Origin of the sequence: Burkholderia sp. BCC1972 (assembly GCF_905339605.1) — a bacterium.
Lineage (GTDB): Bacteria > Pseudomonadota > Gammaproteobacteria > Burkholderiales > Burkholderiaceae > Burkholderia.
Genome location: NZ_CAJPGH010000023.1, coordinates 91,508 through 118,287, shown reverse-complemented (window position 1 = coordinate 118,287; position 26,780 = coordinate 91,508). Strand labels below are relative to the sequence as shown.

The 26,780-nt window shown below is 67.9% G+C and carries 28 protein-coding genes; 19 read left to right on the top strand and 9 right to left on the bottom strand.

Features of this window, described 5'->3' with window-relative positions:
• Nucleotides 1-622 precede the first annotated feature (622 nt).
• The 6 genes from U5798_RS27740 (at nt 623) to U5798_RS27715 (ending at nt 5,463) form a co-directional block, all read left to right on the top strand.
• Nucleotides 623-2,341, top strand: coding sequence for a Na/Pi symporter (locus U5798_RS27740; protein ID WP_322083818.1), 1,719 nt, complete (start codon nt 623-625; stop codon nt 2,339-2,341).
• A 159-nt stretch (nt 2,342-2,500) separates the two neighbouring features.
• Entirely contained in the window at nt 2,501-2,695 is a 195-nt protein-coding gene (locus U5798_RS27735; RefSeq protein WP_322083817.1) for a hypothetical protein, read from the top strand.
• 378 nt (nt 2,696-3,073) lie between these two features.
• Entirely contained in the window at nt 3,074-3,388 is a 315-nt protein-coding gene (locus tag U5798_RS27730; protein ID WP_119337996.1) for a Dabb family protein, read from the top strand.
• Nucleotides 3,385-3,864, top strand: a complete 480-nt coding sequence (locus U5798_RS27725; protein WP_322083816.1) for a PaaI family thioesterase — start codon at nt 3,385-3,387, stop codon at nt 3,862-3,864. Before U5798_RS27730 ends, U5798_RS27725 begins: the two co-directional genes overlap by 4 nt.
• A gap of 157 nt (nt 3,865-4,021) precedes the next feature.
• Nucleotides 4,022-4,981 (top strand): alpha/beta hydrolase, encoded by a 960-nt coding sequence (locus U5798_RS27720; RefSeq protein WP_322083815.1) that lies wholly within the window; start codon nt 4,022-4,024, stop codon nt 4,979-4,981.
• A gap of 41 nt (nt 4,982-5,022) precedes the next feature.
• Nucleotides 5,023-5,463 (top strand): GNAT family N-acetyltransferase, encoded by a 441-nt coding sequence (locus tag U5798_RS27715; RefSeq protein ID WP_124450652.1) that lies wholly within the window; start codon nt 5,023-5,025, stop codon nt 5,461-5,463.
• Nucleotides 5,464-5,477: 14 nt separating this feature from the next.
• On the opposite strand, the gene U5798_RS27710 is transcribed toward U5798_RS27715, so the two are convergent.
• Together U5798_RS27710 and U5798_RS27705 are read right to left on the bottom strand one after the other, a co-directional pair.
• Nucleotides 5,478-6,323 carry an NRDE family protein gene (locus U5798_RS27710; RefSeq protein ID WP_322083814.1) on the bottom strand — a complete coding sequence of 282 codons (846 nt, stop codon included), beginning with the start codon at nt 6,321-6,323 and terminating at the stop codon, nt 5,478-5,480.
• A gap of 76 nt (nt 6,324-6,399) precedes the next feature.
• Nucleotides 6,400-7,434 carry a folate-binding protein gene (locus U5798_RS27705; RefSeq protein WP_322083813.1) on the bottom strand — a complete coding sequence of 345 codons (1,035 nt, stop codon included), beginning with the start codon at nt 7,432-7,434 and terminating at the stop codon, nt 6,400-6,402.
• A 77-nt stretch (nt 7,435-7,511) separates the two neighbouring features.
• On the opposite strand from U5798_RS27705, the gene mltG reads away from it, so the two are divergent.
• From mltG to U5798_RS27660, 9 genes are all read left to right on the top strand, one after another.
• Nucleotides 7,512-8,531 carry an endolytic transglycosylase MltG gene (gene mltG, locus U5798_RS27700; protein ID WP_322083812.1) on the top strand — a complete coding sequence of 340 codons (1,020 nt, stop codon included), beginning with the start codon at nt 7,512-7,514 and terminating at the stop codon, nt 8,529-8,531.
• A complete protein-coding gene (tmk, locus tag U5798_RS27695) occupies nt 8,531-9,151 on the top strand; it encodes a dTMP kinase (protein WP_322083811.1) in 621 nt (206 codons plus the stop codon). Before mltG ends, tmk begins: the two co-directional genes overlap by 1 nt.
• Before the next feature lie 19 nt (nt 9,152-9,170).
• On the top strand, nt 9,171-10,199 hold the full coding sequence (locus U5798_RS27690; RefSeq protein ID WP_322083810.1) for a DNA polymerase III subunit delta': 1,029 nt from the start codon (nt 9,171-9,173) through the stop codon (nt 10,197-10,199).
• A gap of 114 nt (nt 10,200-10,313) precedes the next feature.
• Nucleotides 10,314-11,093, top strand: coding sequence for a TatD family hydrolase (locus U5798_RS27685; RefSeq protein ID WP_322083809.1), 780 nt, complete (start codon nt 10,314-10,316; stop codon nt 11,091-11,093).
• Nucleotides 11,094-11,138: 45 nt separating this feature from the next.
• Nucleotides 11,139-11,849, top strand: coding sequence for an ankyrin repeat domain-containing protein (locus tag U5798_RS27680; protein WP_322083808.1), 711 nt, complete (start codon nt 11,139-11,141; stop codon nt 11,847-11,849).
• 120 nt (nt 11,850-11,969) lie between these two features.
• On the top strand, nt 11,970-12,326 hold the full coding sequence (locus U5798_RS27675) for a Rap1a/Tai family immunity protein (RefSeq protein WP_006485939.1): 357 nt from the start codon (nt 11,970-11,972) through the stop codon (nt 12,324-12,326).
• Nucleotides 12,327-12,415: 89 nt separating this feature from the next.
• Nucleotides 12,416-13,588 (top strand): mechanosensitive ion channel family protein, encoded by a 1,173-nt coding sequence (locus U5798_RS27670; protein ID WP_322083807.1) that lies wholly within the window; start codon nt 12,416-12,418, stop codon nt 13,586-13,588.
• Between the two features lie 37 nt (nt 13,589-13,625).
• Entirely contained in the window at nt 13,626-14,801 is a 1,176-nt protein-coding gene (locus U5798_RS27665) for an AAA family ATPase (RefSeq protein ID WP_322083806.1), read from the top strand.
• 279 nt (nt 14,802-15,080) lie between these two features.
• Nucleotides 15,081-16,145: a glycosyltransferase family 4 protein gene (locus U5798_RS27660; protein ID WP_124450358.1), complete on the top strand. Its 1,065-nt coding sequence runs from the start codon at nt 15,081-15,083 to the stop codon at nt 16,143-16,145.
• A 105-nt stretch (nt 16,146-16,250) separates the two neighbouring features.
• Here the strand turns inward: U5798_RS27660 and U5798_RS27655 are convergent, their stop codons facing one another.
• The 3 genes from U5798_RS27655 to U5798_RS27645 form a co-directional block, all read right to left on the bottom strand.
• Complete coding sequence (locus U5798_RS27655) at nt 16,251-16,838, bottom strand: YSC84-related protein (protein WP_059233959.1); 588 nt, start codon at nt 16,836-16,838, stop codon at nt 16,251-16,253.
• A 244-nt stretch (nt 16,839-17,082) separates the two neighbouring features.
• Complete coding sequence (locus U5798_RS27650) at nt 17,083-17,532, bottom strand: hypothetical protein (RefSeq protein WP_124450356.1); 450 nt, start codon at nt 17,530-17,532, stop codon at nt 17,083-17,085.
• 260 nt (nt 17,533-17,792) lie between these two features.
• Nucleotides 17,793-18,083: a PsiF family protein gene (locus U5798_RS27645; protein ID WP_034181226.1), complete on the bottom strand. Its 291-nt coding sequence runs from the start codon at nt 18,081-18,083 to the stop codon at nt 17,793-17,795.
• Nucleotides 18,084-18,354: 271 nt separating this feature from the next.
• Between U5798_RS27645 and U5798_RS27640 the strand changes: the two genes are divergently transcribed.
• Nucleotides 18,355-19,377: an asparaginase gene (locus tag U5798_RS27640; protein ID WP_124450354.1), complete on the top strand. Its 1,023-nt coding sequence runs from the start codon at nt 18,355-18,357 to the stop codon at nt 19,375-19,377.
• Between the two features lie 92 nt (nt 19,378-19,469).
• Here the strand turns inward: U5798_RS27640 and lysM are convergent, their stop codons facing one another.
• The 4 genes from lysM to gcl all read right to left on the bottom strand — a co-directional run bounded on the left by lysM (nt 19,470) and on the right by gcl (nt 23,962).
• The gene (gene lysM, locus U5798_RS27635; protein ID WP_124450352.1) at nt 19,470-19,940 is read right to left on the bottom strand and encodes a peptidoglycan-binding protein LysM; all 471 of its coding nucleotides are present in this window, start codon (nt 19,938-19,940) and stop codon (nt 19,470-19,472) included.
• Nucleotides 19,941-20,399: 459 nt separating this feature from the next.
• Entirely contained in the window at nt 20,400-21,293 is an 894-nt protein-coding gene (locus tag U5798_RS27630; RefSeq protein ID WP_322083805.1) for a 2-hydroxy-3-oxopropionate reductase, read from the bottom strand.
• Between the two features lie 41 nt (nt 21,294-21,334).
• Complete coding sequence (hyi, locus tag U5798_RS27625; RefSeq protein ID WP_124450347.1) at nt 21,335-22,144, bottom strand: hydroxypyruvate isomerase; 810 nt, start codon at nt 22,142-22,144, stop codon at nt 21,335-21,337.
• Between the two features lie 42 nt (nt 22,145-22,186).
• Nucleotides 22,187-23,962, bottom strand: a complete 1,776-nt coding sequence (gene gcl / locus U5798_RS27620; protein ID WP_322083804.1) for a glyoxylate carboligase — start codon at nt 23,960-23,962, stop codon at nt 22,187-22,189.
• Between the two features lie 172 nt (nt 23,963-24,134).
• Here gcl and U5798_RS27615 point away from each other — a divergent pair, with 172 nt between their 5' ends.
• The 3 genes from U5798_RS27615 to U5798_RS27605 all read left to right on the top strand — a co-directional run bounded on the left by U5798_RS27615 (nt 24,135) and on the right by U5798_RS27605 (nt 26,743).
• Nucleotides 24,135-25,046 (top strand): LysR family transcriptional regulator, encoded by a 912-nt coding sequence (locus tag U5798_RS27615; protein WP_124450343.1) that lies wholly within the window; start codon nt 24,135-24,137, stop codon nt 25,044-25,046.
• Between the two features lie 163 nt (nt 25,047-25,209).
• On the top strand, nt 25,210-25,851 hold the full coding sequence (locus tag U5798_RS27610) for an RNA polymerase sigma factor (protein ID WP_124450341.1): 642 nt from the start codon (nt 25,210-25,212) through the stop codon (nt 25,849-25,851).
• Nucleotides 25,841-26,743, top strand: coding sequence for an anti-sigma factor (locus tag U5798_RS27605; RefSeq protein WP_322083803.1), 903 nt, complete (start codon nt 25,841-25,843; stop codon nt 26,741-26,743). The genes U5798_RS27610 and U5798_RS27605 overlap by 11 nt, the downstream gene beginning before the upstream one ends.
• Nucleotides 26,744-26,780: the final 37 nt, after the last annotated feature.

Genomic DNA, 26,780 nt, shown 5'->3' with positions numbered 1-26,780 from the left:
TCACGTGTCGTCGACGTGCCTTTCTGTCGTTCCGGCCAGCGGAATCGGCGTTGGAGAGCCCTCTCTGAAGGCCGCCGGCCCGGGCGCTCTCTCTGCCCCCTTCCTGGCTGTACTCGTCCACGTGTCGCACCGCGCGTTTCAATTTCGAAACGATCCGATGCGTCTGAAAAGCGGCGCGCCCGGGCGGCTCGTGGCGGCGATACCGCCCGCTGTATGGTCACTGGGCGCTTGCAGCACTGGAAATCGACATAGGCCGTCGCACGATAGATGCAGGCCTGTATCAGTGCTGAAACGCATTCACTCGGCCAACGTGCCCATCTCCGTATTTCTGGTTTCAAGTCGCCTTGCACGCCCATCCCGCATTGGTGGCATGCCACTTGCATCGGGGAATGCGGTTGCAGGCGCGTGATTTCATGGAAATCGCCGCGGGTGGCCGAATCGTGGCGCACGGAGTCTTCGGGGGAAGGTCGCGTCGCCTGATCTACGGTTCGGTCGTGCGTTTCTCGATCGTGACGAGACGCATTCGAGTTCGCCTTTCCTTGCGCACCGGCTACGGGCGTGAGCGAACCGCAGTACGGAGAACGTTGTAAAAGCAACCGGTCGGCGTCGGGGAGCAAGAACTATGACATTCACGTTTACGCTGATTGATCTCGCGGGCTCAATTGCGCTGGTGCTACTGGGCACGCAAATGGCCCAGACCGGCGTGCAGCGTGCATTCGGCGCCGAACTTCGGGCACTTCTTGGGCGGATGCTTCACGGGCGATTTCCTGCCTTCTTCGGCGGCCTGGGCGTCACGGCGGTGCTGCAAGGCAGTGCGACGACGGCAGTCATGACGCGGGAGTTTGCAACGGAAGGGCGCGTCGGGTTGGTTTCCTCGCTGGCCGTCATGCTTGGCGCGAACGTGGGTGCGACGTTGATCGTGCAGGCGCTTTCGTTCGCAGTCGAGACCGTATCGCCCGCACTCGTCCTCGTTGGCGTGCTGATGTTCCGCAAGGCATCCAACACGCGCGCGCACGACTTGGGGCGCATGTTCATCGGTCTGGGCCTGTTGCTGCTCGCATTGCATCACCTGCAGGAACTGATGACGGACTACGAGGATGCGCCGAGCCTCCGGATGTTGCTGGGGGCTGCCTCGACGGAACCGCTGGTCGATTTCCTGCTGGCGGCTGGCCTGACTTGGGCCGCCGATTCGAACGTGGCAGCCGTTCTCCTGATCGTGTCACTCTGCGGGCAGAACGTGGTTCCACCCGATACAGCTTTCGCATTGGTGTTGGGTGCGAATCTGGGCGCTGCCATTCACCCGGTGCTGGACGGAACCGTCACGCACGATCCGGTGTCCAGGCGCGTGCCGGTTGGCAATCTGCTCGTCATGTCGGTCGGTGTCGTGCTTGTTCTTGCAGCTCTCACGCCGATCGGCTGCGTCATGGTCAGAATCGAGCCGGACAACGGGCGGGTGGTGGCCGATTTTTATACCCTGTTCAATCTGTCACTGGCCTGCCTGTTCCTGCCGCTGCTTGTGCCCTACGCAGACCTGTTGAGCCGGCTGCTTCCGTCGCCTGTGAATGTTTCGGACACGCCTCGGCCCCAGCATGTTGATCCGCTCACGCGACAGGCACCTGAGGCAACACCAGGCCAGGGTGCCCGCGACATGCTCCCCGTCGCCGGTACGCAATACGGGAGGCTCTCGCGATCTTGTCCTGCATCGGGCGGACGCGACGAAATGCTGGTTACGAAAGTCCGGACCCACGATGACATTCTGGATAACGTCAGGGTCGTGCCCAGGACACCGGCGACATGTCCCGACGTCGGTCAACTTGCCGGATACGATGAACGGCGCCGGCATGAAAGCGGTGGCCGGTTACGCGAGGACACGCAGAAGGGTAGCGAGATCAGGGCGTGCGCCGATCATACGCTTCAGCATGCGAGTGCCGATGGCAACGTGCGGACGTATTACCCGGCGAAGTCGCTGTGGCTCACTCTGCAGGACATTCAGGTCATCAGGCGGCTGGAGCCAGCCGGCGGGACAACGCATTCGACGCTATCGACCTATGTCCAGGGGACTGCGAGTCTGGACGACTGCTGTCTGTCGATCATCGGGGAAGGGCAGAACGACACGAGCACGGTACACATCACCTTCGCGGCTCGCGAGATCGGCGAGACTGAACGGCAAGGCCTTCGCAACTTGCAGGACGCACTGGGCATCGCTCATTCGGACGATCCGCTTGGCACAGCAAGGCTCGGCTACAACGAGTCCGATCACGAGATGCTGGAACCGGCTCAGTGGTGGGCATCGTGCGACGTGCCGGCGAGCAGCTTGCAGGCACTTGCCGACGGCGTCTAGGCGGGACAGGTCACCGCCGTCAAGGCCGGGCTGTGCCTGCGGGACATCTACACGTCGATTCCGTCCGGTGCTGCGCTGACGAGTGGATTCCGCGCGTTCCTCAAGCCCGGCGACGATGGCAGCACATTTGAGACGCCGGCAACCGCCAGCGGATATGTCGTGTATCTCGCCATTGATCTCCCGAAGGTCAGCCTGCCGGGAGATGGCCGGCCAGCGCAGATGTCGCTGCGCACGGACGACAGGAATCCCGTCGTGGCGCTGGCGGAGCGGCTCGACAAGGTGTTCTCCGGCTTGAAGTGGCTCGCTGCGCTGGTCGCGATCCTGGTTGTCGTGCTTCTGATCAAAGGGCGGTGACCACCCGAGGGCCAGGCCTGCAGTTCGCAACCCGATCAATTGGGCTGACGACTCCAGGTGACGGCCTTTGCGGCAATTCGGTCCTTGTACCGCCAGAGGCTGGAGCCGGACGGATTCACCAACAGATGCAGCCCATTGTCGCCGGTAAGTTTGGTAGGCTTGTCGCCTGCCTTCGCTTGTCGGATCTTGATATCGGCAAGTGGCACGGTGAAAAAGGGGTATCGTCTCTGGTTGTTCGAAATGATCCTCCTTTGATACCCCGTTCCTGGCTGGACACGATTTCCGGCGAACGCAAGCGAACGGTGGAAGGGCATGGAACGCCCAACTGGCACGGGGTTATGGCAAGCTGCCGAACCCACACGAACAGGAGCAACCGAAGTGATCAGACATATCGTCATGTGGAAGTTGAAGGAATCGGCCGAAGGCGCGACACGCGCACAGAACGCGCTGAAGCTGAAGGAAAAGCTCGAAGGCTGCCGCGACCTCGTGCCGGGCACCTTGCAGATCGACGTCGGCGTGGCGACGCCGGGCCTCGATGCGACCGCCGACATCGTGCTCGTGTCCGATTTCGCGGACAAGGCCGCGCTCGACGCATACCAGGTGCACCCGGTCCACCAGGAAGTGAAGAAATTCGTCGTCGCGGTGGCTGAATCGCGCGAATGCGTCGACTACATCGTCGACACCGCACGATGAGCGACGCGGCAACGCCGACGAACGGCCCGTCGATCGAAAGCCCGTTCGTCGACATGCTCGGCGTGCAGCTCGTGTCCGCGAAGGACGGGGCGAGCGAGATCGTGCTGTCGCTCGAGGAGCGTCACATGAACACGTGGAGCATCGCGCACGGCGGCGTGACGATGACGCTCGCGGACATCGCGCTCGCGATGGCGGCGCGCAGCCTGACCGACGACGGCATCGGGGTCGTCACGGTCGAGATGAAGGTGAACTTCATGCAGCCGGGGCGCGGCGAGCTGCGCGCTTACGGGCGCGTGATGCATCGCTCGACGACGATGGCCTACTGCGAAGGCGAAGTGCGCGACAGCGACGGCAACTTCGTCGCGAAGGCACTCGGTACGTTCAAGTACATGCGGCGGCTCGCGGTGGGCCGCGACATCAAGCGGCAACGCTCGCGCACGGCGCCGGACGCCCAGCCCGGCCCGAGCGACGCGTAAGCACCCACACGCACGGCCCTGTCCCTGGAATGAGGCAGGGCCGCTTCATTTTGTGGCACGGGATTCCGGTATATCGCGCGCCACGCCTGCCCGGCGCGGGCATGGCATCATGTGACGCTTGTCCGCTCACGGCGCCGCACAGGCGCTGTCTTCACCGATGCCGCTGAATCCTAAGATCGCCCAGGTGCTCGACATGATCGAGCGCGCGAAACGTCCGTCGTATCACCACCAGACGGCGCAGCAGGCGCGCGCCGCGTACGAGAAAAGCGCGCCGATCCTCGACGTCGCACCGGCGGCGATGCATTCGGTCGAGGCATGCGTCGTGCCGACGCGCGACGGCCGCACGATCGGTGCGCGGCTGTACCTGCCCGTCGAGCCGAGCCTCGCGGAGCCGCTGCCCGCGCTCGTCTACTATCACGGCGGCGGCTTCACGGTCGGCAGCGTCGACACGCACGATGCGCTGTGCCGGATGTTCGCGCGCGATGCACAGTGCGCGGTGCTGTCGGTCGATTACCGGCTTGCGCCCGAACACCGGTTCCCGACCGCGGTGAACGACGCCGACGACGCGTTGCAGTGGCTGCATCGCGAGGCCGCCACGTTCGGCATCGACGCTGCTCGGCTGGCGGTCGGCGGCGACAGCGCGGGCGGCACGCTCGCCACCGTCTGCGCGGTGCTCGCGCGCGACGCGGGGATTCGCCTGGCATTGCAGCTGCTGATCTACCCGGGCGTGACGGGCCACCAGGACACCGAATCGCATGCACGGCTCGCGAACGGCTACCTGCTGACGCAGGACACGATCCAGTGGTTCTTCACGCAATACGTGCGCGATCGGGCGGATCGCGACGACTGGCGCTTCGCGCCGCTCGACGGCACGCGCGGCGCGCCGTCGTTCGCGGGCGTCGCGCCGGCGTGGATCGCGACGGCCGAATACGATCCGCTGAGCGACGAGGGTGCCGCGTACGCGGACAAGTTGCGCGCGGCCGGCAACGCGGTCACGCTGGTCTGCTATCCGGGGATGATCCACGAATTCTTCAAGATGGGCGGCTACATCCCCGAGGTGCGGGCCGCGCATGCCGATGCGGTCGCGGCGCTGAAGGCCGCATTCGACGACGTTTGACGGCGGGCGTTTGGCGGCGCACGCGCCGCATGGGAGCTGCGATGACGGACGGCGTGGTGGAAACGGGCGACTGGACGGTACTGGGCGGCGACGCGGCGCGCATCCGCGACGCGGTGTTCGTGCGCGAGCAGCAGATTCCGCCGGAATGGGAACTCGACGACGACGATCCGCTGTCGCTCCATGCGGTCGCCTACCGGATCGATGCGGCGACGGGCAGGCGCCGGGCGGTCGCGACGGGAAGGCTGCTGCCGTCCGGCACGATCGGCCGTGTCGCGGTGCTGGCCGATGTCCGCGGGCAGGGTGTCGGGTCAGCCGTGCTGAACGCGCTGCTGGATGCCGCGCGGCACCGCGGCGAAACCGCCGTGCGGCTCTACGCGCAGGATTCGGCCGTGGCGTTCTATGTGAGGCACGGCTTCACGGCGGTCGGTGAGCCGTTCGTCGAAGCCGGCGTGCCGCACGTCGAGATGGCGCGCGCGCCGTAGCGCGATGCGTGCGTTCAGCGCGGCCGCGTTGCGTCGAGGTCGAACGTGAGCGCGCGCTCGAACGAACCCGGACGAACGGTGCGGTGCGAGCCGTCGTCGTCGCAGCGCTCCTTGATCTCGACCGTCAGCCGCACGCCTTCCTTCATCGTGACGCGCAGCGCGGTCGTGCCGCGCGTGCCGTATTCGGGCGTCTCGATGAACGCGGCCGACAGCGCACGTTCGCGCTCGATCGGGATACCGGTATGCGGCAGCGCGTCGTCGTCCGCGACATGCGGGTCGCGCATCAGCGCGATCAGTTCGTCGAGCGACGGGGTCGGATTGTCGGTGAGCAGCGTGCCGAGCTCCGCGCGCTTGCGCACGACTTTCGGCCAGGGCGTATCGAGCCGCGCATTCGACAGCGCATGCACGCCGGGTGTGACCGCGACGGGCGCGGCGACCCTGCTTTCGCCTTCGGGCGCCCGGTTGCAGAACCACGCGAGCTTGCGCCGCCGCCAGTCGCCGACGAGCAGGTTGAAGCCGTTGTACACGGCCGCATGCTCGGCCAGCCGCCCGAGATAATCGAGCGGCGCGATGGACGGGCCACCGAGGAAATCGGACACGAGCTTGCCGCGGGTCGGTGCACCCGCGCGGATGTCGAACGGTGCGCGGTAGTTCGTCAGCGCGGCGAAACGGCCGTCGCGCGAGACGCCGAGCCACGTGCCGCCCGCTTCGAGATCGCGGCCGGCCAGGACGCCCGGCACGTCTTCCCACCACGAGAGCGGCGCGCTGGTCCGGCGAAAGAACTCGTCGCGGTTGGCGACGAGGGTAAAGAGGGGACCGGCGGCGGCATCAGGCTGCCAGTCGAAGGCAATCAGACACATCGGGCGAATCTCTCGCAGGAAACATCGGGCGCCGGCTGCGACTCGCGAGCCGGCGCCCGAACGGGTTGTCAGTGCATCACGCTTCCGTCGGCCATGCGTACGGCAGCGCGTCGAACGCGAGCACCGGGCCGTCGGCCGAACCAAGGTGCACCGTACCGCTGTCGAGCGCGGCGAGCTTGATCTCGACGAGCGCGTCGACGCCGCCCGCGGGCGCGGCTGCCGCGTTGACGATCATCCCGCACGGCTGGCCGGGATCGTCGCTGTGGAACAACTCGACGCCGGCATGCACGGTATCGGTGTCGCCGGCGACGTGCGCGAGCGCGGTGCGGCGCTTGATCGTGCCGCGGTACTGGCTGCGTGCGACGATTTCCTGGCCCGGGTAGCACCCTTTCCTGAAGTTAACGGCGCCGATCACGTCGAAGTTGACCATCTGCGGCACGAACTGTTCGACGGCCGGCTGCGTGATGCGCGGCTCGCCCGCGCGCACGTCGAGCCAGTCCCACACGGCCGGCGACACGACCGGCAGCGTGCCGGCGAGCGCCGCGAGGCGCGCATCGACTTCCGCGCGCGGGCCGATCCACAGATAGCGCTTGCGGCCGGCCGCGTCGGGCACGCGGATCAGCGCGCCGGCCGGGCCGTCGACCTTCACGTGCACGCCGTCCGGCAGCGCATCGAAGATGCCCGACAGCGCTTCGCGCACGTCGCCTGCAAAGCCGGCCACCGCGAGCGTGTCGCTCGCGTCGGTCAGCTTCGCCTTCGCGCGCAGCACGAACATCGACAGCCGCTTCTGCACGGCCGGCTGCACGTCCTTCGACACGAGCAGGCGCACACCGTGACCGGCACGCCACGCGAGGAACGAGCCGAGGAGGCGCCCCTTCGGCGAGCAATAGCCAGACAGCCGCGCGCTCGCGGCATCGAGATGCTCGATGTCGTTGGTCAGCTGGCTGTGCAGGAACGTCGCGGCGTCGTCGCCGGCCACGTCGATCACGCCGAACTGCGGCAGCGGCATGCAGGCGCCCGGCGCATCGAAATCGGCGGCGGACGGGCGGGGGAAAACGGGGAGCGAGGCAGATGCGGCCTGGGCAGCCGGTGAAGCGAACGGTGTGCTCATGGAATGAGGGAACAGTCAACCCTGACTTTGACGAAGGCGAGCAAGTATTATATGGGTCTTACCTGAGTCACGTTTCCATGTCCCTACTGAAGAAATGCGCCGCGACGATCGTGGCGCTGGCCGTCGTTGTGGCCGCTGCCGGCGCGGGCGGCGGGTATTACTGGGCGAACCGGCCGCTGCTGCTGGGCTCGGCATCGCTCGACGTCACGATCAAGCCGCGCAGCACCGTGAAGAGCGTCGCGCTGCAGCTCAAGCGCGGCGGCGTGCCGGTCGAGCCGTTCGGGTTCGTCGCGATGACGCGCGTGCTCGGGCTGTCGAGCCGCCTCAAGTCCGGCAACTACGAATTCAAGACCGGCATCACGCCTTACGAGGTGCTGCAGAAGATCGCGCGCGGCGACGTGAACGAGTACGTCGCGACGGTCATCGAAGGCTGGACCTTCAAGCGGATGCGCGCGGAACTCGATGCGAACCCCGACCTGGCGCACGCGACGGCCGGCATGAGCGACGCCGAGCTGCTGCGCGCGATCGGCGCACCGGACAGCGCCGTGCAGCGCGGCAGCGGGGAGGGGCTGTTCTTCCCCGATACCTACCTGTTCGACAAGGGCACGAGCGACCTGAACATCTACCGGCGCGCGTACCACCTGATGCAGACGCGTCTCGACGAGGCGTGGGCCGCCCGCGTACCGGGGCTGCCGTACAAGTCGCCTTACGAAGCGCTGACGATCGCGTCGATCGTCGAGAAGGAAACGGGCCACGCGGCCGACCGCGCGTTCGTCGCGGCCGTGTTCGCGAACCGGCTGCGCATCGGCATGCCGCTGCAGACCGATCCGTCGGTGATCTACGGGCTCGGCGACGCGTACGACGGCCGCCTGCGCAAGCGCGACCTGCAGGCCGACACTCCTTACAATACCTACACAAGACGCGGCCTGCCGCCGACGCCGATCGCGTTGCCGGGCGTAGCCGCGCTGCAGGCGGCGATCAATCCGGCACCGACGAGCGCGCTCTATTTCGTCGCGAAGGGCGACGGCACGAGCGTGTTCTCGGACACGCTGGGCGATCACAACAAGGCCGTGGACAAGTACATACGAGGTCAATAATGGCGAGCGGTAAATTCATCACGTTCGAAGGCATCGACGGGGCGGGGAAGACCACCCACCTGCAATGGTTCTGCGAACGGCTCCAGGGCAAGCTGGCCGCGGCCGGCCGGCAGGTCGTCGTCACCCGCGAGCCGGGCGGCACGCAGCTCGGCGAGAAACTGCGCGAGATCCTGCTGAACCAGCCGATGGATCTCGAGACGGAAGCGCTGCTGATGTTCGCCGCGCGCCGCGAGCATCTCGCGCTCGTGATCGAGCCGGCGCTCGCGCGCGGCGACTGGGTCGTGTCCGACCGCTTCACCGACGCGACGTTCGCGTACCAGGGCGGCGGCCGCGGGCTGCCGCGCGACAAGCTCGAGACGCTCGAGCGCTGGGTGCAGGGCGGCTTCCAGCCCGACCTCACGGTGCTGTTCGACGTCGCGCCGCACGTCGCGAGCGAACGCCGCGGCGCCGCGCGCATGCCCGACAAGTTCGAAAGCGAGTCGGACGCGTTCTTCTCGCGCACGCGCGTCGAATACCTGCGGCGCGCGGAAGAGGCGCCGCACCGTTTCGCGATCGTCGACGCGACGCAGTCGATTCCCGAGATCCGCCAGCAGCTCGAACGCGTGCTCGCCGCGCTGTAACCCGCAAGGAACGCACCACATGATCTATCCGTGGCAGACCGACGACTGGAACCGCCTGCAGCAACTGCGCGCGCAATGGCCGCACGCGCTGCTGCTGCACGGCCAGGCCGGGATCGGCAAGCTGCAGTTCGCGCAGCATCTCGCGCAGGGCTTCCTGTGCGAATCGCCGCAGCCGAACGGCGAGCCGTGCGGCACCTGCGCGGCCTGCACGTGGTTTTCGCAGGGCAACCATCCGGATTACCGGATCGTGCTGCCCGAGGCGCTGGCCGGCGAAGCGCCGGGCGCCGCGGACGACGCGAAGCCGGCCGATGCGGACGAAGGCGGCAAGAAGACGCGCGCGCCGAGCAAGGAAATCAAGATCGAGCAGGTGCGTGCGCTGCTCGACTTCTGCGGAGTCGGCTCGCATCGCGGCGGCGCGCGCGTCGTCGTGCTGTATCCGGCCGAGGCGCTCAACGTCGCCGCGTCGAACGCGCTGCTGAAGACGCTGGAGGAGCCGCCGTCCGGCGTCGTGTTCCTGCTCGTGTCGGCCCGCATCGACCGCCTGCTGCCGACGATCATCAGCCGCTGCCGGCAGTGGCCGATGACGGTACCGGCGCCCGCCGCGGCCGAGGCATGGCTCGCGGCGCAGGGCGTCGACCACGCGAGCGCGCTGCTCGCGGAAGCCGGCGGCGCGCCGCTCGCCGCGCTGGCGCTCGCGAGCGACGAGAACCGCCCGCTGCGCGACTACACGCTCGGGCAGCTCGCGGCCGGTGCGCAATGCGATCCGTTCGCGTGCGGCGAGACGCTGCAGAAGCTGCCGGTGCCGCTGGTGCTCGGCTGGCTGCAGCGCTGGCTGTACGATCTGCTCGCGCAGCGGATGGCGGGGGCGCCGCGCTACTTCCCGACGCACGCGGCGGCGCTCGCGCGCTGCGCGGAGTCGGTCGACGCGAACGCGTTCGCCCGCTTCATGAAAGCCGTGACGCGGCAGCGGACGGTCGAGAACCATCCGCTCAACGCGCGGCTCGTATTCGAGGAATTGTTTCTCGGATATCGGGAAATGTTCGCGTGATCCGGCATTGTTTCCCGTGGATTGCGAAACGGTGAACGGATCACGCGGCGATGCGGCCCGCTGCCGCCTGCCGGCGAGCGCTTGAGCGCGCGTCTTACGTATTCAGGAAACACGATGTTCGTCGACTCTCACTGCCACATCAACTTCAAGGGCCTGGCCGACCGCCTGCCGGCCGTTCTCGAGAACATGCGCGAGCATGACGTCACGCACGCGCTGTGCGTATCCGTCGATTTCGAGACGCTGCCCGACGTGCTCGCGATCGCGGACGCGCACGACAACGTCTACGCGTCGGTCGGCGTGCATCCCGATCACGAGGACGCGCGCGAGCCGACGCTCGCGGAGCTCGTCGAGCTGGCCGCGCACCCGAAGGTCGTCGCGATCGGCGAAACGGGCCTCGACTACTACCGCCTCGAAGGCCGCTCGATCGACGACATGGAATGGCAGCGCGAGCGCTTTCGCACGCACATCCGCGCGGCGACCGCGACGATGAAGCCGCTGATCGTCCATACGCGCTCGTCGTCGGAAGACACGCTGCGGATCATGGCCGAGGAGCGCGCACACGTGCCGGGCGGCGTGATGCACTGCTTCACCGAGCCGTGGCCGGTCGCCGAGCAGGCGCTCGCGCAGAACTTCCATATCTCGCTGTCGGGCATCGTCACGTTCAAGAATGCGACCGACGTGCAGGACGTCGCGCGGCGCGTGCCGCTCGAGCGGCTGCTGATCGAGACCGACTCGCCGTACCTCGCGCCGGTGCCGTATCGCGGCAAGCCGAATGAACCTGCGTACGTCAGCCATGTCGGACGCTTTATCGCATCCGAACGCGGGATCGCCGTCGAGGCGCTCGCCGATGCGACGACGCAGAACTTTTTCCGGCTGTTCAAGATCGCCCGCTAACGACGCGCGCGCAGCCGACACAACCCAGGGAAGGAGCCCACAACAATGACGAAGCCGACCAATCATCTGCCCAAACGCGCACTCGTCGCCGCCGTGCTGGTCGCGAGCGGCCTGTTCGCCGCTGCCGGCGCGCATGCCGAGTCGCTCGACGCGATCGTCAAGGCCGTCAAGTTCGACGACATCGCCGACATCGGCAAGCAGCTCAAGAGCGGCAAGCTCGACCCGAACACGCTCGCGCCGAACGGCGATCCGATCCTGGTGATCGCCGCGCGCGAGAAGTCGGACAAGGTCGCGGCCGCGATCGCGACGACGCCGAACGTCGACCTCGAGAAGGAAGACAAGGCCGGCGAGAACGCGCTGATGCTCGCGTCGCTGAACGGCGACGTCGGCCTCGCGAAGCTGCTGATCGACAAGGGCGCGGAAGTCAGCAAGAAAGGCTGGGCGCCGCTGCACTACGCGGCGACCAACGGCCAGGACGCGGTCGTCAAGCTGCTGCTCGACCACGACGCTTATATCGATACCGCGTCGCCGAACGGCACGACCCCGCTGATGATGGCCGCGCGCGGCAACCATGCGTCGACGGTCACGCTGCTGCTCGACCAGGGCGCCGATCCGCAGGTGAAGAACCAGCTCGGCATCACCGCGCTCGAGTTCGCGAAGCACTACAACGCGCCGGACGCGATCGAGATCCTGAGCAAGCGGACGACGCGCATCGGTGCAGCGACGCCGGCAGATGCGCAAAAGAGTGCAAAATGACGGTTTTCGGTGCGGCGCACGGTGCGCCCGCCCGGCCGGACTCCGGCCGGAGCAGGGAGCCTGGCGCCGCGCTGGCCAAGGCAGCAGGCGGTCTCGGGCCGCATTGACATAAGGAACACCATGTTGCGCGCAATGTTTTGTGCCGCGGCGTTTGCCGTGCCGTTGTCGGCGGCGGCTTTCACGGGCGCGGATCTCGACCGGCTGTGCGCGAAGACGGACGTCAAGTCGCGGGCGTCGTGCGCGGCCTATATCGAAGGCGCCGCCGACGGCGTCTACAACACGATCGACGCGATCGGCGGCACCACGGGGCCGCGTGTCGGCCAGTATTTCTGCCTGCCGCCCGACATCCGGGCGCAGCAGATGACCGACGCGGTGCGCAAGTACATCGCGGAAAATCCGAAGCTCGCCGACTACAACGCGAGCACCGCGGTGTCGCTCGGTCTCGGCAAGGCGTTTCCGTGCAGGAGTGGCAACTGACCTGACGCCGTGTCCGGCCGCATGCGCGGCCCGGACGTCGCCGACGCATCCAGGACGAGGCGCGTGCGCCTCATCACCCAAGGGCGCCGATGATTTCAATCGAGGAACTGCAGCACATCGCCGATGCGCCGTTGCATTCGTGGCTCGGTACGCTGGCCGTGTCGGTCATCGTCGTACTGGTCGTCACGATCGTGCACCGTCTCGGCGCACGCATCGTCAAGCGCATCGCGCAGCCATATCCGCTGATGAGCGCGATCCTGCGCTACATCGACAAGCCGTCGCTCGTCGTACTCGCGCTGCTGGCGCTCGAATTCCTGTGGGTCCAGGCGGACGACGGCATGTCGTTCGTGGGCGGCATGCGCACCGCGGCCGCGGTCGGCTCGATCGTGTCGCTCACGTGGCTGCTGGTGCGGCTCGCGGCCGGCGTCGGCGACGCGATCATCCAGGCCCATCCGATCGATACGGCCGACAATCTCCAGGCGCGGCGCATCCATACGCAGGCCAAGGTGCTCGTGCGGACCGTGATGGTGCTGATCGTGATCATCGGCACCGGCGCCGCGCTGATGACGTTCCCGAACGTGCGCCAGGTGGGCGCGAGCCTGCTGGCGTCGGCCGGCGTCGCGGGGCTGGTTGCCGGTATCGCCGCGCGGCCGGTGCTCGGCAACCTGATCGCCGGGCTGCAGATCGCGCTCACGCAGCCGATCCGGCTCGACGACGTGGTCGTGATCCAGGGCGAGTGGGGGCGCATCGAGGAAATCACCGGGTCGTTCGTGTCGGTGCGGCTGTGGGACCAGCGGCGCCTCGTCGTGCCGCTGCAATGGATCATCGAGAACCCGTTCACGAACTGGACGCGCAGCAGCTCGGAGATCATCGGCTCCGTCTACCTGTCGGTCGACTACCGCACGCCGCTCGCGCCGCTGCGCGAGGAGCTCGCGCGGCTCGTCCATGCGGCGCCCGAGTGGGACGGCCGCGTGCAGGTGCTGCAAGTGACCGACGCGACCGAACGCACGATGCAGTTGCGCGCGCTCGTCAGCGCGGCCGATTCGTCGTCGTGCTGGGATCTGCGCTGCCGCGTGCGCGAAGGGTTGATCGCGTACCTGCAGGACCGCTATCCGCAGTGCCTGCCGCGCAGCCGGATGGAGCTGTATCCGCACGAATCGGCGCCGGACGCGCCGAATCCCGAACGGCCGCACGCGCGGGCGCCAGCCGCCAGCACCGCGGCCAACACTGCAGCCGATCCGCAGGCCGTCGAAGGCCGCTGAACGCGGCCCGGTGCCCGTCCTTCCCCTCTCCGTTCCCATGACCGCGCTGAAGACGCTCGCCATCGCCAATTACCGCTCGCTGCGCGAGCTGATCGTGCCGCTCGCGGCGCTCAACGTCGTCACGGGGCCGAACGGCAGCGGCAAGTCGAGCGTATATCGCGCGCTGCGCTTGCTCGCCGACACCGCGCAGGGCCGCGTGATCCCGTCGCTCGCCCGCGAAGGCGGGTTGCCGTCGACGCTGTGGGCCGGCCCTGAACGCTTCTCGCGCGCGATGCTGGCCGGCGATGCGCCGGTCACGGGCACGGTGCGCAACGGCCCCGTGAGCCTGAAGCTCGGCTTCGCGTGCGACGATTTTGGCTATTCGATCGATCTCGGCCTGCCGGTCCCGAGCGGTTCGCAGTTCGCGCTCGACCCGGTGGTCAAGCGCGAATGCATCTGGGGCGGTGCGTTGCTGCGCCCGTCGACGCTGCTGGTCGACCGGCAGGGCGCGCAGATCCGCGCACGCACGGCGTCGGGCGACTGGCGGACGATTCCGCAGCCGGTCGCGAGCTTCGACAGCATGATGACCGAGTTCGCCGATCCGACCGGCGCACCCGAGATGATCGCGGTGCGCGAGCGGATCCGCTCGTGGCGCTTCTACGACCATTTCCGCACCGACGCGCAGGCGCCGGCGCGGCAGTCGCACATCGGCACCCATACGCCGGTGCTCGCGGACGATGGCGCCGACCTGGCCGCCGCGCTGCAGACGATCCGCGAAATCGGCGACGGGGCGGCACTCGATGCAGCGATCGACGACGCGTTTCCCGGCGCGTCGGTCGAGATCGACAACCCGGGCGGCCGTGGCCGTTTCGACGTGCTGATGCGCCAGCCGGGGCTGCTGCGGCCGCTGGCGGCGGCCGAGCTGTCCGACGGCACGCTGCGCTACCTGCTGCTCGCGGCCGCGCTGCTGACGCCGCGGCCGCCCGCGCTGATGGTGCTGAACGAACCGGAGACGAGCCTGCATCCCGATCTGCTGCCGGCGCTCGGCCGCCTGATCGCGCAGGCGGCGCGGCGTTCGCAGGTGCTCGTCGTGTCGCACGCGGCGCGGCTCATCGCGACGCTCGAGCGCGAGGCCGGCTGCGAATCGCTGGTGCTCGACAAGCAGCTCGGCGCGACCGCGCTCGTCGATGCCGACACGCGCGACCTGCCGGCCTGGAAGTGGCCGTCGCGTTGACGCGCCGGGCAGCGCGTGCGTCCGTCTGTATCGTCAAAAGGGGGCGGATCGACCCGGCCACGCCCGACGCGGGCCGGCTGGCGCGGCGAACGGAATGTATCCTGCCTGTAACAACGCCCATAAAATGCAAGACGGGCGGTTACGGGCACCGGGATCGCGAATAATGACGGGATATCCGGCCGGCGCCTTGCCGGCCAGCGCTGCATGGGGAGGGCGCGCGCAATGGCGCAATCGCCCGTCGGCCGTGCCGCGAGGGACAGGACACAGGAGACGTGGACCATGAGAATTGCGCAGATCGCCCCGCTGACCGAATCCGTGCCGCCGAAGCTGTACGGCGGCACCGAGCGCGTCGTGTCCTACATCACCGAGGCGCTCGTCGAGCTCGGCCATGACGTGACGCTGTTCGCGAGCGGCGACTCGACGACGCGGGCGAAGCTCGAGCCCGTCTGGCCGCGCGCGCTGCGGCTCGATTCGTCGATCCGCGACCGCGTCGCCCCGCACATGCTGCTGATGGAGACGGTCGCGCGCCGCGCGAAGGATTTCGACGTGCTCCATTTCCACATGGACTACTACTCGTTCTCGGTCTTCAACCGGCAGGAAACGCCGTACGTGACGACGCTGCACGGCCGGCTCGACCTGCCCGAGCAGCAGCCGGTGTTCGACACGTTCAACACGGCGCCGGTGATCTCGATTTCGAACTCGCAGCGCCAGCCGCTGCCGCAGGCGAAATGGCTGACGACCGTCTATCACGGGCTGCCCGATACGCTGTACATGCCGCAACCCGTCGAGCCGCGCTATCTCGCGTTCCTCGGCCGTATCTCGCCGGAGAAGCGCGTCGACACCGCGATCCGCATCGCGCGCCAGTGCGGGCTGCCGATCCGGATCGCCGCGAAGATCGACGCGGCCGACCAGGAGTACTTCGACCGCGAGATCAAGCCGCTCTTCGCGCTGCCGCACGTCGAATTCATCGGCGAGATCGCCGATCACCAGAAGGCAGAGTTCCTGTCGGGCGCGCATGCGCTGCTGTTTCCGATCGACTGGCCGGAGCCGTTCGGCCTCGTGATGATCGAGGCGATGTCGTGCGGCACGCCGGTGATCGCGTTCAATCGCGGCGCGGTGCCCGAAGTGGTGGACGAGGGCGTGTCGGGGTTCATCGTCGAGGATGAAATCAGCGCGGTCGCGGCCGTGAACCGGCTGCACCTGCTGCCGCGTGCGCGCGTGCGGCAGCGCTTCGAGGAGCGCTTCACGTCGCGCCGGATGGCGCAGCAGTACGTCGATGTCTACCAGTCGGTGATCCGCGCGCAGAAGCGCTCGCGCTTCAAGGTGATCGACTCGACGACCTGAGCCTCCCGACGCAGCACGCGGACGGATAAAAAAACGGCGATGCCCGCAAGGACATCGCCGTTTGCGCATGGCCCGTGCGCGGCGCGCACGGGCGGTGCGTCAGCGTCAGATCTTGAGCTTCGTGACCTTCGTGCCGTTGATCGACACGTCGCCCATCAGTCCCGCGTTCGTCAGCACGACGACCTGGACCGGCGCGGTGGCCGTGGTCGTGTCGACCGCGCCGTTCGCGCCCATCTTCACGAGCGCGACCGATGCGCCGGCGCCGGCTGCCCAGCCGTCCGAGCCGCGGAATTCGTCGAGCGCTTCCTGCGTCATGAACAGGAACACGATCGCCTTCGACTGCGCACCGGCCTGCAGGCCGACCGACAGCGACGACGTGTTGTAGTAACCGACCGTGCTGCCGCCGACGCGCAGCGCGCCGTTGCCGGACTGGCCGCCGACGATGAAGCCGGCCTGGATCACTTCCGGGAACACCAGCACGCCGCGCGACTTCGCGACGAGTTCGCGCGAACCCTTGACCGTGGAGTACATGCGCGACAGCGTGGCGTCGACGCTCGCGTCGATCGACTGACGCTTCGACGCGTTGGTCGCGGCGTTGTCCGGCTTGTCCGGAGTGGTGGTGCAACCGGTGAGCGCGAGGCTACCGACGATGAGCGCCGCGGCGGCTTTCAGCACGAGATTCCGTTTTTGCATCGTTCTTCTCCATCGGATGATGTTCGGAGTGAGTCTCGCTCAGGGAGCGGATCACGTCGGCAGTTATATCACAGCGGATTACAGCCTCTTTTCGTCGGCGCGTGAAAAAGCGTCAAATCGCTCGGGGGTGTCGCGGCGCGCCAACGGACGAAGCGGCGCCGGCGCGTGGGGCGCGTCCGCGCGTGGTCGGTGCGCGGCGCGCTGGACGGTCGGTCGGGAGGGCGGCAGGCGTCGGCGGCGCACGTCAGTGCGTGACCGGCGGGACGGGCGGCTTGATCGGCGGGCGGCGCAGCGCGCGACGGATCAGCGCGATCACGACGCCGCACGCGAACAGGAACACGGCCGGGACGACCCAGTAGCCGACGAACGCGTGCCACAGATAGCCGGCGAGCGTATTGCGGCGCACCACGTATTCGTCGCGGGCCGCCTGCTGGCGCGGTGCGTTGGCAGCGAGCACGTCGGCCGGGCAGCCGGCCGCGCGCGCCTCGTCAGGATCCCCGTGGCACTTCGCGGCCACGCCGGCGGCCTGCTGCGCGTCGGTGAGCTGCCAGGTGGTCAGCGCGAGCTGCAGGTCCGCCTTGTTGTAGGCCATTTCCTCGCGGATCTCGCGGACGGCGACGATCGCGACGGGCACGGCCCAGAACACGATCACGATCAGCCAGCGGCGGAACCAGCGGTGTTGTCTCCATGCCATCCAAGCCTCCGTTTGACGCGCGCGTGCGCGTCCGTCTCGAGGGCGGCCCGATGGCGCTTCTTGGTCTTGGATGGGCCGCGTTGCAGCCATCATAGAAGAAAACGCGGCGAATTGCCGCACCATGTGGCAGCGGGCCGGAAAAGCGGGGCGGGAAGGGGGAAATCAGGCGGGCAACACGTGTGTCGATGCGCGTGCAACGAAAACGAAAATGCCGCGCCCGCCGAAGCGGTGCACGGCATTCGATACGGGAGCGCCGGAACTCAGGCGGCCGGCTGACTGCTCAGGCAGCTCTTCATGAACGCCTTGCGGTCGTCGCCCTTCTTGCCGGTGGCCTGCGTGTTGCACGCCTTCATCTTTTCCTGCTGCGTCATCGCCTTCGCGGGCTTCGCCGACAGGCAGTCCTTCATGAACGCCTTGCGTTCGTCGCCCGTCTTGCCGGCTGCCTGGGTGTTGCAGGCCTTCATCTTGTCCTGCTGGCTGTTCGCCGCGAATGCGGGGGAAGCCAGCATGCCGCCGAGAAGCACTGCGGCTACGAGCGATTGGATTTTCATTTCGACACTCCCATGGGGTGAATTGCGTGTTATCGCCGCCGTCACGAAGCACGCCGCGCTGCGGATAGGGTCGCATCGCACCGTGCGTTCCGATTATGGCAAATCAATGTGAAAACACCAAAACGGCACTTTCTATAACGTTGCGGACGCCATGGCCGTTGACGGCGCGCGCGTTCCGGAGATCGGGACAAACCATGACGCGCGGCCGCCGGCACCGGCCGCTTAGCCGGAACCTGCCGGAACCCGGCCGCGAGCCATTACAATCGCGGCCATGAATACACAGAACTCCGCATCATCTTCGTCCGCGCAGGCACTGCCGCGCATCGCCGTGCTCGCCACCGGCGGCACGATCGCCGGTGCCGCGCCCGACGCGGCCAGCACGGCCGGCTACCAGGCCGGCGCGCTTGGCGTCAATTTCCTGGTCGACGCGGTGCCGGCGCTCGCGTCGGTCGCGCGCATCGATGCCGAACAGGTCGCCAGCATCGACAGCAAGGATCTCGCGCTGCCGCTGTGGAACACGCTTGCCGCGCGTATCGCCGCGCTGATGGCCGATCCGACGGTCGACGGCATCGTGATCACGCACGGCACCGACACGCTCGAGGAAACCGCGTACGCGCTGCATCTGGTCGTGACAGGCGACAAGCCGGTCGTGCTGACGGCCGCGATGCGGCCGGCGACCGCGCTGTCGTCCGACGGCCCGCTGAACCTGCTGAACGCAGTGACGGTGGCCGGCCATCCGGCCGCGCGCGGGCAGGGTGTGCTGATCGCGTTCAACAACCGGATCCACGGCGCGCGCGACGTCGTGAAGACGAGCACCTATGCGGTCGACGCATTCCAGTCGCCGGAGCTCGGCGCGCTCGGCTGGGTGCAGGACGGCCGCGTCGAATTCGCGCGCCGCGCCACGCGTTCGCGCGACACGCAACTGGCGATCGCCGCGGCCTGGCCGCCCGTCGAAGTCGTCACGAGCTATGCGGGCGTGACGCGCACGGCCGTCGACGCGCTGGTTGCCGCCGGCGTGCGCGGCCTCGTCGTCGCGGGCACCGGCAACGGGTCGATCCATGCGACGCTGCAGGCGGCGCTCGCCGATGCGGCGAACGCGGGCGTGGCGGTGGTCCGCGCGTCGCGTGTCGGGTCGGGGCATGTGATGCGCAACGGCGCCGCGAACGACGATGCGCTCGGTTTCGTCAGCGCAGGCTCGCTGAATCCGTTCAAGGCGCGCGTGCTGCTGATGCTCGCGCTCGCGAACGGCATTCACGATCGCGACGCGCTGCAGCACGCGTTCGATACGCTGTAGCCGGTACGCGCCGCTCGGGCGGCGCGCGGCGCCCAATGAAAAAGGCAGGCCATGTTGGCCTGCCTTTTTTGCGTCGGTCGGAGCGGAAATGCTCAGGACTGCGGCGGAATCACGAGCTTCTGGCCCGGATAGATCCGGTCCGGGCTCGACAGCATCGGCTTGTTCGCCTCGAAGATCACCGGATACTTGTTCGCGTCGCCGTAGACTTCCTTGGCGATCGCCGACAGCGTGTCGCCCGATTTCACGTCGTGATACTGCACTTCCGGATCGTCCGGCTGCAGATCGTCGTCGTTGACGCCCGCGACGCCCTGCACGTTGCCGGCCGCGACCTTGACCTTCGCCTTCGTGTCGAGGTCGGCAACGCTGCCCGACAGCGTGACGGTGCGCGACGCGCCGTCGAACGCGACGGTCAGGTTCGACGTGTCGAGACCTTGCGAGTTGATGTAATTCTTGATTGCATCGGCCGCGGTCTGGTTCGCGGCATTCGGATCTTCCGCCGCTTGCGCGTCGGCATGACCCAGCAGTTTTTCACCCGCCTCTTTGATAAACGAAAGAAGACCCATCGCTGCACTCCCTAGGTGGTTGAAAAGAAAACGCGCCGTGAAGTGGCGAAAAAAACACCGCGCTGGGCGCGATCACCGGCGGTGATCGCAAGCGCGGCGGTTTTCTCGAAAGGCGTGGCGAAAGTGTAGGCGTTCAGCGCGACGATTGCATGAAAAATCGCGCGCTCGAACGTAAAGAAATGTAATACGCGAAATCCGACAGGCGGACACCCGACGACGACGTCTGACCGACCAAGGCTTCCCCGGCGCCGCCGGGTGCCGCTGCGGACCCCACCACGCCGCTCTCAGCCCAGAGCGGCGTTTTTCGCCCCGTCCCGCATGCCGTTGGCGATGCGGGGCGGGGCGCCCCACCGTGATACGCGTGTCTTCGCGCATCGATGCGACCGGCCGCAGCCGGGTCGCGCGTGTCTGTCGCGCGCCTCCGCCATTGCAGCGGAAACGCGCGTTGCGGCAGTCGCGTTACGCGGCCGGCGTCTGGCCGATCTCGAAGTTCGACATGATCTCGAGCGCACGCACGAGTGCCGAGTGATCCCATGCCTTGCCGCCGTGCGATGCGCACACGCTGAACAGCTGCTGCGCGCTTGCCGTGTGCGGCAGCGCGAGGCCGAGCTTGCGTGCGCCGTCGAGCGCGAGGTTCAGGTCCTTCTGGTGCAGCTCGATGCGGAAGCCCGGATCGAACGTGCGCTTCGTCATCCGCGCGCCGTGCACTTCGAGGATGCGCGACGCCGCGAAGCCGCCCATCAGCGCCTGGCGAACGCGTTCCGGATCGGCGCCCGAGCGTGCGGCGAACAGCAGCGCTTCGCCGACGGCCTCGATGTTCAGCGCGACGATGATCTGGTTCGCGACCTTGCAGGTCTGGCCCGCACCGTTGTCGCCGACGAGCGTGATGTTCTTGCCCATCTTCTCGAACAGCGGCTTCGCGCGCTCGAAGGCCTTCTCCGGGCCGCCGACCATGATCGTCAGCGATGCTTCGCGTGCGCCGACTTCGCCGCCGGACACCGGCGCGTCGAGGTAGTCGCAGCCGAGCGCGTTGATCTGTTTCGCGAATGCCTGCGTGTCGAGCGGCGAGATCGAGCTCATGTCGATCACGAGCTTGCCGGCCGTCAGGCCCTTCGCGACGCCGTCGTCGGCGAACAGCACGTTACGCACGTCCGGCGTGTCCGGCACCATCGCGATGATGATGTCCGCGTTCCGCGCGACTTCGGTCGAGTTCGCGACGACCTTCGCGCTCGCGCGCAGGTCGTCGGGAATCGGGAACGCGCCGTTCACGACGAGCTGGTGGTCGCCCTTGAGCAGGTTGCGCGCCATGTGCGCGCCCATGATGCCGAGGCCGATGAAACCGATGGTTGCCATGTGAAAGTCTCCTATGGGGCTGAAAACGGGAAGGGCGCTTCTCAGGCGGCGCGGCGCGCCGAGCCCGGTGCACAGCCGGCCACGCTCTGCAGCCAGCCGAGGCCTTCCGTCGTGGTGGTACGGGGCTTGTATTCGCAGCCGACGTAGCCGGCATAGCCGAGCCGGTCGAGCAGCGCGAACAGGAACGCGTAGTTGATCTCGCCCGTGCCCGGCTCGTTGCGGCCCGGGTTGTCCGCGAGCTGGACGTGGCCGATCGACGCGAGGTTGCGTTCGATCGTCGCGGCCAGTTCGCCTTCCATGCGCTGCATGTGATAGATGTCGTACTGCAGGAACAGGTTGTCCGAGCCGACCGCGCGGATCACGTCGAGCCCTTCCGACGAGCGGTTCAGCGCGAAGCCCGGGATGTCGAAGCGGTTGCACGGCTCGACGAGCAGGCGGATGCCTTCGCGCTTCAGCGCGTCGGCCGCGAAGCGCAGGTTGTCGACGATCGTGACGAACGTCTTGTCGCGCGCCGTGCTGGCCGACGGGATGCCGACGAGGCAGTTCAGCTGCGGCACCTTCAGTGCCTTCGCGTACTCGATCGCACGGCCGACCCCTTCCTGGAATTCGCCGACGCGATCGGGCAGGCACGCGATGCCGCGTTCGCCCTGGTCCCAGTTGCCGGCCGGCAGGTTGTGCAGCACGAGGCGCAGGCGATGCGTCTCGAGCCGCTCGGCGAGTTCCTCTTTCGCGTACGGGTACGGGAACAGGAATTCGACGGCGTCGAAGCCCGCGTCCGCGGCCGCCTTGAAGCGGTCGAGGAACGGCACTTCGTTGAACAGCATGGTCAGGTTTGCAGCAAACTTCGGCATGAGCTAAGCCTCTTCGGTCGGTCAGTCAAAATGTCGTGCGGTTCAGTCGAGCATCGAGATCGCGGTCGGTGCGTGCTCGGCCTTTTCGGCGAGATCCTCGAATTCGTTGATCGCGTCGATTTCGGTGCCCATCGAGATGTTCGTCACGCGCTCGAGGATCACTTCGACGACCACCGGCACGCTGAACTCTTCCGCGAGCGTTTGCGCCTGGCGCAGCGCCGGCTCGATCTCTTCCGGCTTGAACACGCGCAGCGCCTTGCAGCCGAGGCCTTCCGCGACGGCCACGTGGTCGACGCCATAACCGTTCAGTTCCGGCGCGTTCACGTTGTCGAACGCGAGCTGCACGCAGTAGTCCATGTCGAACGCGCGCTGGGCCTGGCGGATCAGCCCGAGGTACGAGTTGTTCACGACGACGTGCACATACGGCAGCTTGAATTGCGCGCCGGCCGCCAGTTCCTCGATCATGAACTGGAAGTCGTAGTCGCCGGACAGCGCGACGATCGGGCGGCTCGGGTCGGCAGCACGCACGCCGAGCGCGGCGGGGATCGTCCAGCCGAGCGGGCCGGCCTGGCCGCAGTTGATCCAGTTGCGTGCCTTGAACACGTGCAGGAACTGCGCGGCGGCGATCTGCGACAGTCCGATCGTGCTGACGTAGCACGTATCGCGGCCGAACACCTTGTTCATCTCTTCGTACACGCGCTGCGGCTTGACCGGCACGTTGTCGAAGTGGGTCTTGCGCTGCAGCGTGCGCTTGCGTGCCTGGCATTCCGAGACCCATGCGCTGCGGTCCTTCAGCTTGCCGGCGGCCTTCCATTCCCGTGCGACGGCGACGAACAGCTCGAGTGCCGCCTTCGCGTCGGACACGATGCCGAGATCCGGGCCGAACACGCGGCCGATCTGCGTCGGCTCGATGTCGACGTGCACGAACTTGCGGCCCTTCGTGTAGACCTCGACGCTGCCCGTGTGGCGGTTCGCCCAGCGGTTGCCGATGCCGAGCACGAAGTCCGATGCCAGCAGTGTGGCGTTGCCGTAGCGATGCGACGTCTGCAGGCCGACCATGCCGGCCATCAGCGGGTGATCGTCGGCAATCGCGCCCCACGACATCAGCGTCGGGATCACCGGCACGCCGATCGTTTCGGCGAACTCCACGAGCAGGTCTTCGGCCGCTGCGTTGAGCACGCCGCCGCCCGACACGATCAGCGGCTTGTCCGCGTCGTTGAGCATCGCGAGCGCCTTCTCGACCTGTGCGCGGGTGGCCGCGGGCTTGTAGACCGGCAGCGGTTCATACGTGTCGATGTCGAATTCGATTTCGGCGAGCTGCACGTCGATCGGCAGGTCGACCAGCACCGGGCCCGGACGGCCCGAGCGCATCAGGTGGAAGGCCTGCTGGAACACGCGCGGCACGAGCGCCGGTTCGCGCACGGTGACGGCCCACTTCGTGACGGGCTTCGCGATCGACTCGATGTCGACGGCCTGGAAGTCTTCCTTGTACAGGCGGGCGCGCGGTGCCTGGCCCGTGATCGCGAGGATGGGGATCGAGTCGGCGGAAGCGGAGTAGAGACCGGTGATCATGTCGGTGCCGGCGGGGCCCGACGTGCCGATGCACACGCCGATGTTGCCGGGCGCGGCACGCGTGAAGCCTTCGGCCATGTGCGATGCGCCTTCGACGTGGCGCGCCAGCACGTGGCTGATGCCGCCCGACTTGCGCATGGCCGAGTAGAACGGGTTGATCGCCGCGCCCGGCACGCCGAACGCGGTCTGGATGCCTTCTTTCTCGAGCACGAGCACTGCTGCGTCGACGGCTCTCATCTTGGCCATGAATGTCTCCTTGAATGTGGCGGATCTTGCGATCGGGTCTGTTGGGGACACTTTAGGGATGCAGGAAAGGTTTGATAAGATCAGCCGGAGTCGCTTATTTCGAAACTAAAAGTATGGAATGACGGCCGGGCGGGGCTTCCCGCCGGGGCTGGAACAGAGACGGAGACAGGAGATGGATCGCTTCAAGCAGATCGAGACGTTCGTGCGGGTGGCCGACGCCGGCAGCCTCGCGGCGGCGGCACTCGAGGAGGGCGTGTCGCCGGTGGTGCTCGGGCGGCGCATCGACGCGCTGGAGAAGCGCCTCGGCGTGAAGCTGATGTACCGCTCGACGCGGCGGCTGGTGGTCAGCGAGGAGGGCGCCGCGTTCCTCGAGCGCTGCCGCGGGCTGCTGTCCGAATGGGACCAGGCCGAGAACGAGCTGGCCGCCGGGCGGCGCGCGGTCAGCGGGCACCTGATCGTTTCGGCGCCGGCCGCGTTCGGGCGCAAGCACGTCGCGCCGCACGCGCCCGGCTTTCTGGCCGACAAGCCGGAGATGCAGCTGTCGTTCAACCTGACCGACCGCGTCGTCGACCTCGTGCGCGAAGGCTACGACCTGTCGATCCGGATCGGCGGCGCCGTCGACCCGAACTTCGTCGCGGTGAAGCTCGCGTCGAACCGGCGCGTCGTGTGCGGCACGCCCGGGTATTTCCGCCGGCACGGCCGGCCGAAGTCGCTCGACGACCTGCTGAAGCACAACTGCCTCGCATTCAACCTGCAGGGCGGGCAGAACCGCGGCTGGTATTTCCAGCGCCACGGCAAGATCGCGACGATGCGCGTGGCCGGCAACCTCGACTGCAACGACGGCGAGCTGCTGCACCGCTGGGTGGCCGAAGGGCTCGGGCTCGGCTGGCGTTCGACCTGGGAAATCGCCGCGCAGCTGGAGACGGGCGAGCTCGAGACCGTCCTCGACGAATACGCGCTGCCCGACTACGACATCCTCGCGGTGTATCCGCAGCAGCGCTACGTGCCGGCGCGCGTGCGCTATTTCATCGACTACCTGCGCGACGCCTATGCGCGCCCCGGCTACTGGAGCACCACGCCGTAACGGGAGGCAGGCGCTCCGGCGATTTTTTTACGCATCGAGCGCCCGGCGCGGGAATAAACTCGACGCAGCAACGGTATGGTCGTCGAGCGTGCACGTTGCCGGTCTGTCCGGGCGCCGTGCGCGGAACGGGCGCGGCATCGGCCGCCGGGACCAGGGAGGCCATGTGGGGCAAGCCGGACAGGCGGTCGATGAACGGGGGGCAGACGACGCGGTCGCGCGCGGCGAGCGGTTTCGCGTGCTCGTGCTGCCGCATCTCGACGCCGCGTACAACCTCGCGCGCTGGCTGAGCGGCAATGCCGGCGACGCGGACGACGTCGTCCAGGACGCGTGCATGCGCGCGCTGCGCTTCGTCGATTCGTGTCGCGGGGACAACGCGCGGCCGTGGCTGCTGACGATCGTGCGCCATACCTGGTACACCGAGTGGCGCCGCCGCACGCATGCGCACGAGGTCGCGCTGCCCGACACGCTCGACGACACCGACGTGCCCGACGATTGGCAGCCGGCGACGGAAGATCCGCTGGCGCACCTGCTGCGCGGCGAGAACGTGCGGCTCGTGAACGCGGCGCTCGCGAAGCTGCCGCCCGAATACCGCGAGGTGCTCGTGCTGCGCGAGATGGAGGACCTGAGTTACCGCGAGATCGCGGCGATCGCGGACGTGCCGGTCGGCACCGTGATGTCGCGGCTCGCGCGCGGCCGGCGCAAGCTCGCCGCGCTGCTGGGCGGCGCGCCGGCACCGGCGCCCGAAGGCAGGCCGGGCCGTACGCCGGCCGGCGGAACCGCATCGGAGGCTATCGATGGACTGTAACGAAGCGCGAGCGTTGCTGGACGCGGACGTCGACCGCGAGCTGTCGGCGCCCGATGCGTTGCGGGTCCAGCAGCATGTCGAAGAGTGCGGCGTGTGCCGCCGCGAACGCGCGCGGATCGTCACGCTGGTGCAGGCCGTGCGGCAGGCCGATTATCACCGTGCGCCCGATGCGTTGCGGGCAAGCATCCTGGCCGGCCTGCCGGCCGCGGCCGATGCGCCCGTTCGCGAGCCGGCGCCGGCCGAGTCGCGGCCCGAGCCGCGCTCGCAGCCGAAATCGCCGCCGCGTCCGCGCGGTCGTGGCTGGTTTCCCTGGCTGCCGGGGCGCGGCGGGTCGGCACGCCCGGCCACGGCCGGCACCGGGGCGGGCGTCGCCGCATGGCCGGGGCTCGGCTGGGGCGTCGCGCTGCTGGTGGCGCTCGCGGCGGCGGGCGGGATGACGTTGTCCGCGCGCCACGCCGACACCGACCGCACCGTCGACGAACTCGTGTCGAGCCACGTGCGGGCCGACCTGTCGGCGCGCGACATCGACGTGATCTCGACCGACCGCCACACGGTCAAGCCGTGGTTCAACGGCCGGCTCGACTATGCGCCGCCGGTCGAGGATCTCGCGGCGAACGGCTTCGCGCTGGTCGGCGGCCGGCTCGACTACGTCGGGCGCCGCCGCGTGGCGGTGCTCGTCTACCGGTACCGGCAGCACGTGATCGACGTCTACGTACGGCCGGCCGGGGAAGGGCCCGCGGCCCCGTACTCGACCGTGTCGCAGGGCTATGCGCTCGACCGCTGGGACGCGGCGGGGATGACGTGGTGGGCCGTGACCGACGCCGAGCCGTCGGCGCTCGCGGCGTTCAAGGCCGCGCTCGACACGCGGCTCTCCGGCACGCGCAGCGAGTGACGGCGCGGCGCCCGTTGCACGCCGCCGCGTGTCCGGC

What these genes read in the sequence shown, in the direction of transcription:
- U5798_RS27740 (WP_322083818.1), top strand. Translation starts at nt 623, where the DNA reads ATGACATTCACGTTTACGCTGATTGATCTCGCGGGCTCAATTGCGCTG.
- U5798_RS27725 (WP_322083816.1), top strand. Translation starts at nt 3,385, where the DNA reads ATGAGCGACGCGGCAACGCCGACGAACGGCCCGTCGATCGAAAGCCCG.
- U5798_RS27720 (WP_322083815.1), top strand. Translation starts at nt 4,022, where the DNA reads ATGCCGCTGAATCCTAAGATCGCCCAGGTGCTCGACATGATCGAGCGC.
- U5798_RS27715 (WP_124450652.1), top strand. Translation starts at nt 5,023, where the DNA reads ATGACGGACGGCGTGGTGGAAACGGGCGACTGGACGGTACTGGGCGGC.
- U5798_RS27710 (WP_322083814.1), bottom strand. Translation starts at nt 6,323, where the DNA reads ATGTGTCTGATTGCCTTCGACTGGCAGCCTGATGCCGCCGCCGGTCCC.
- U5798_RS27705 (WP_322083813.1), bottom strand. Translation starts at nt 7,434, where the DNA reads ATGAGCACACCGTTCGCTTCACCGGCTGCCCAGGCCGCATCTGCCTCG.
- mltG (WP_322083812.1), top strand. Translation starts at nt 7,512, where the DNA reads ATGTCCCTACTGAAGAAATGCGCCGCGACGATCGTGGCGCTGGCCGTC.
- tmk (WP_322083811.1), top strand. Translation starts at nt 8,531, where the DNA reads ATGGCGAGCGGTAAATTCATCACGTTCGAAGGCATCGACGGGGCGGGG.
- U5798_RS27690 (WP_322083810.1), top strand. Translation starts at nt 9,171, where the DNA reads ATGATCTATCCGTGGCAGACCGACGACTGGAACCGCCTGCAGCAACTG.
- U5798_RS27685 (WP_322083809.1), top strand. Translation starts at nt 10,314, where the DNA reads ATGTTCGTCGACTCTCACTGCCACATCAACTTCAAGGGCCTGGCCGAC.
- U5798_RS27680 (WP_322083808.1), top strand. Translation starts at nt 11,139, where the DNA reads ATGACGAAGCCGACCAATCATCTGCCCAAACGCGCACTCGTCGCCGCC.
- U5798_RS27675 (WP_006485939.1), top strand. Translation starts at nt 11,970, where the DNA reads ATGTTGCGCGCAATGTTTTGTGCCGCGGCGTTTGCCGTGCCGTTGTCG.
- U5798_RS27670 (WP_322083807.1), top strand. Translation starts at nt 12,416, where the DNA reads ATGATTTCAATCGAGGAACTGCAGCACATCGCCGATGCGCCGTTGCAT.
- U5798_RS27665 (WP_322083806.1), top strand. Translation starts at nt 13,626, where the DNA reads ATGACCGCGCTGAAGACGCTCGCCATCGCCAATTACCGCTCGCTGCGC.
- U5798_RS27660 (WP_124450358.1), top strand. Translation starts at nt 15,081, where the DNA reads ATGAGAATTGCGCAGATCGCCCCGCTGACCGAATCCGTGCCGCCGAAG.
- U5798_RS27655 (WP_059233959.1), bottom strand. Translation starts at nt 16,838, where the DNA reads ATGCAAAAACGGAATCTCGTGCTGAAAGCCGCCGCGGCGCTCATCGTC.
- U5798_RS27650 (WP_124450356.1), bottom strand. Translation starts at nt 17,532, where the DNA reads ATGGCATGGAGACAACACCGCTGGTTCCGCCGCTGGCTGATCGTGATC.
- U5798_RS27645 (WP_034181226.1), bottom strand. Translation starts at nt 18,083, where the DNA reads ATGAAAATCCAATCGCTCGTAGCCGCAGTGCTTCTCGGCGGCATGCTG.
- U5798_RS27640 (WP_124450354.1), top strand. Translation starts at nt 18,355, where the DNA reads ATGAATACACAGAACTCCGCATCATCTTCGTCCGCGCAGGCACTGCCG.
- lysM (WP_124450352.1), bottom strand. Translation starts at nt 19,940, where the DNA reads ATGGGTCTTCTTTCGTTTATCAAAGAGGCGGGTGAAAAACTGCTGGGT.
- U5798_RS27630 (WP_322083805.1), bottom strand. Translation starts at nt 21,293, where the DNA reads ATGGCAACCATCGGTTTCATCGGCCTCGGCATCATGGGCGCGCACATG.
- hyi (WP_124450347.1), bottom strand. Translation starts at nt 22,144, where the DNA reads ATGCCGAAGTTTGCTGCAAACCTGACCATGCTGTTCAACGAAGTGCCG.
- gcl (WP_322083804.1), bottom strand. Translation starts at nt 23,962, where the DNA reads ATGGCCAAGATGAGAGCCGTCGACGCAGCAGTGCTCGTGCTCGAGAAA.
- U5798_RS27615 (WP_124450343.1), top strand. Translation starts at nt 24,135, where the DNA reads ATGGATCGCTTCAAGCAGATCGAGACGTTCGTGCGGGTGGCCGACGCC.
- U5798_RS27605 (WP_322083803.1), top strand. Translation starts at nt 25,841, where the DNA reads ATGGACTGTAACGAAGCGCGAGCGTTGCTGGACGCGGACGTCGACCGC.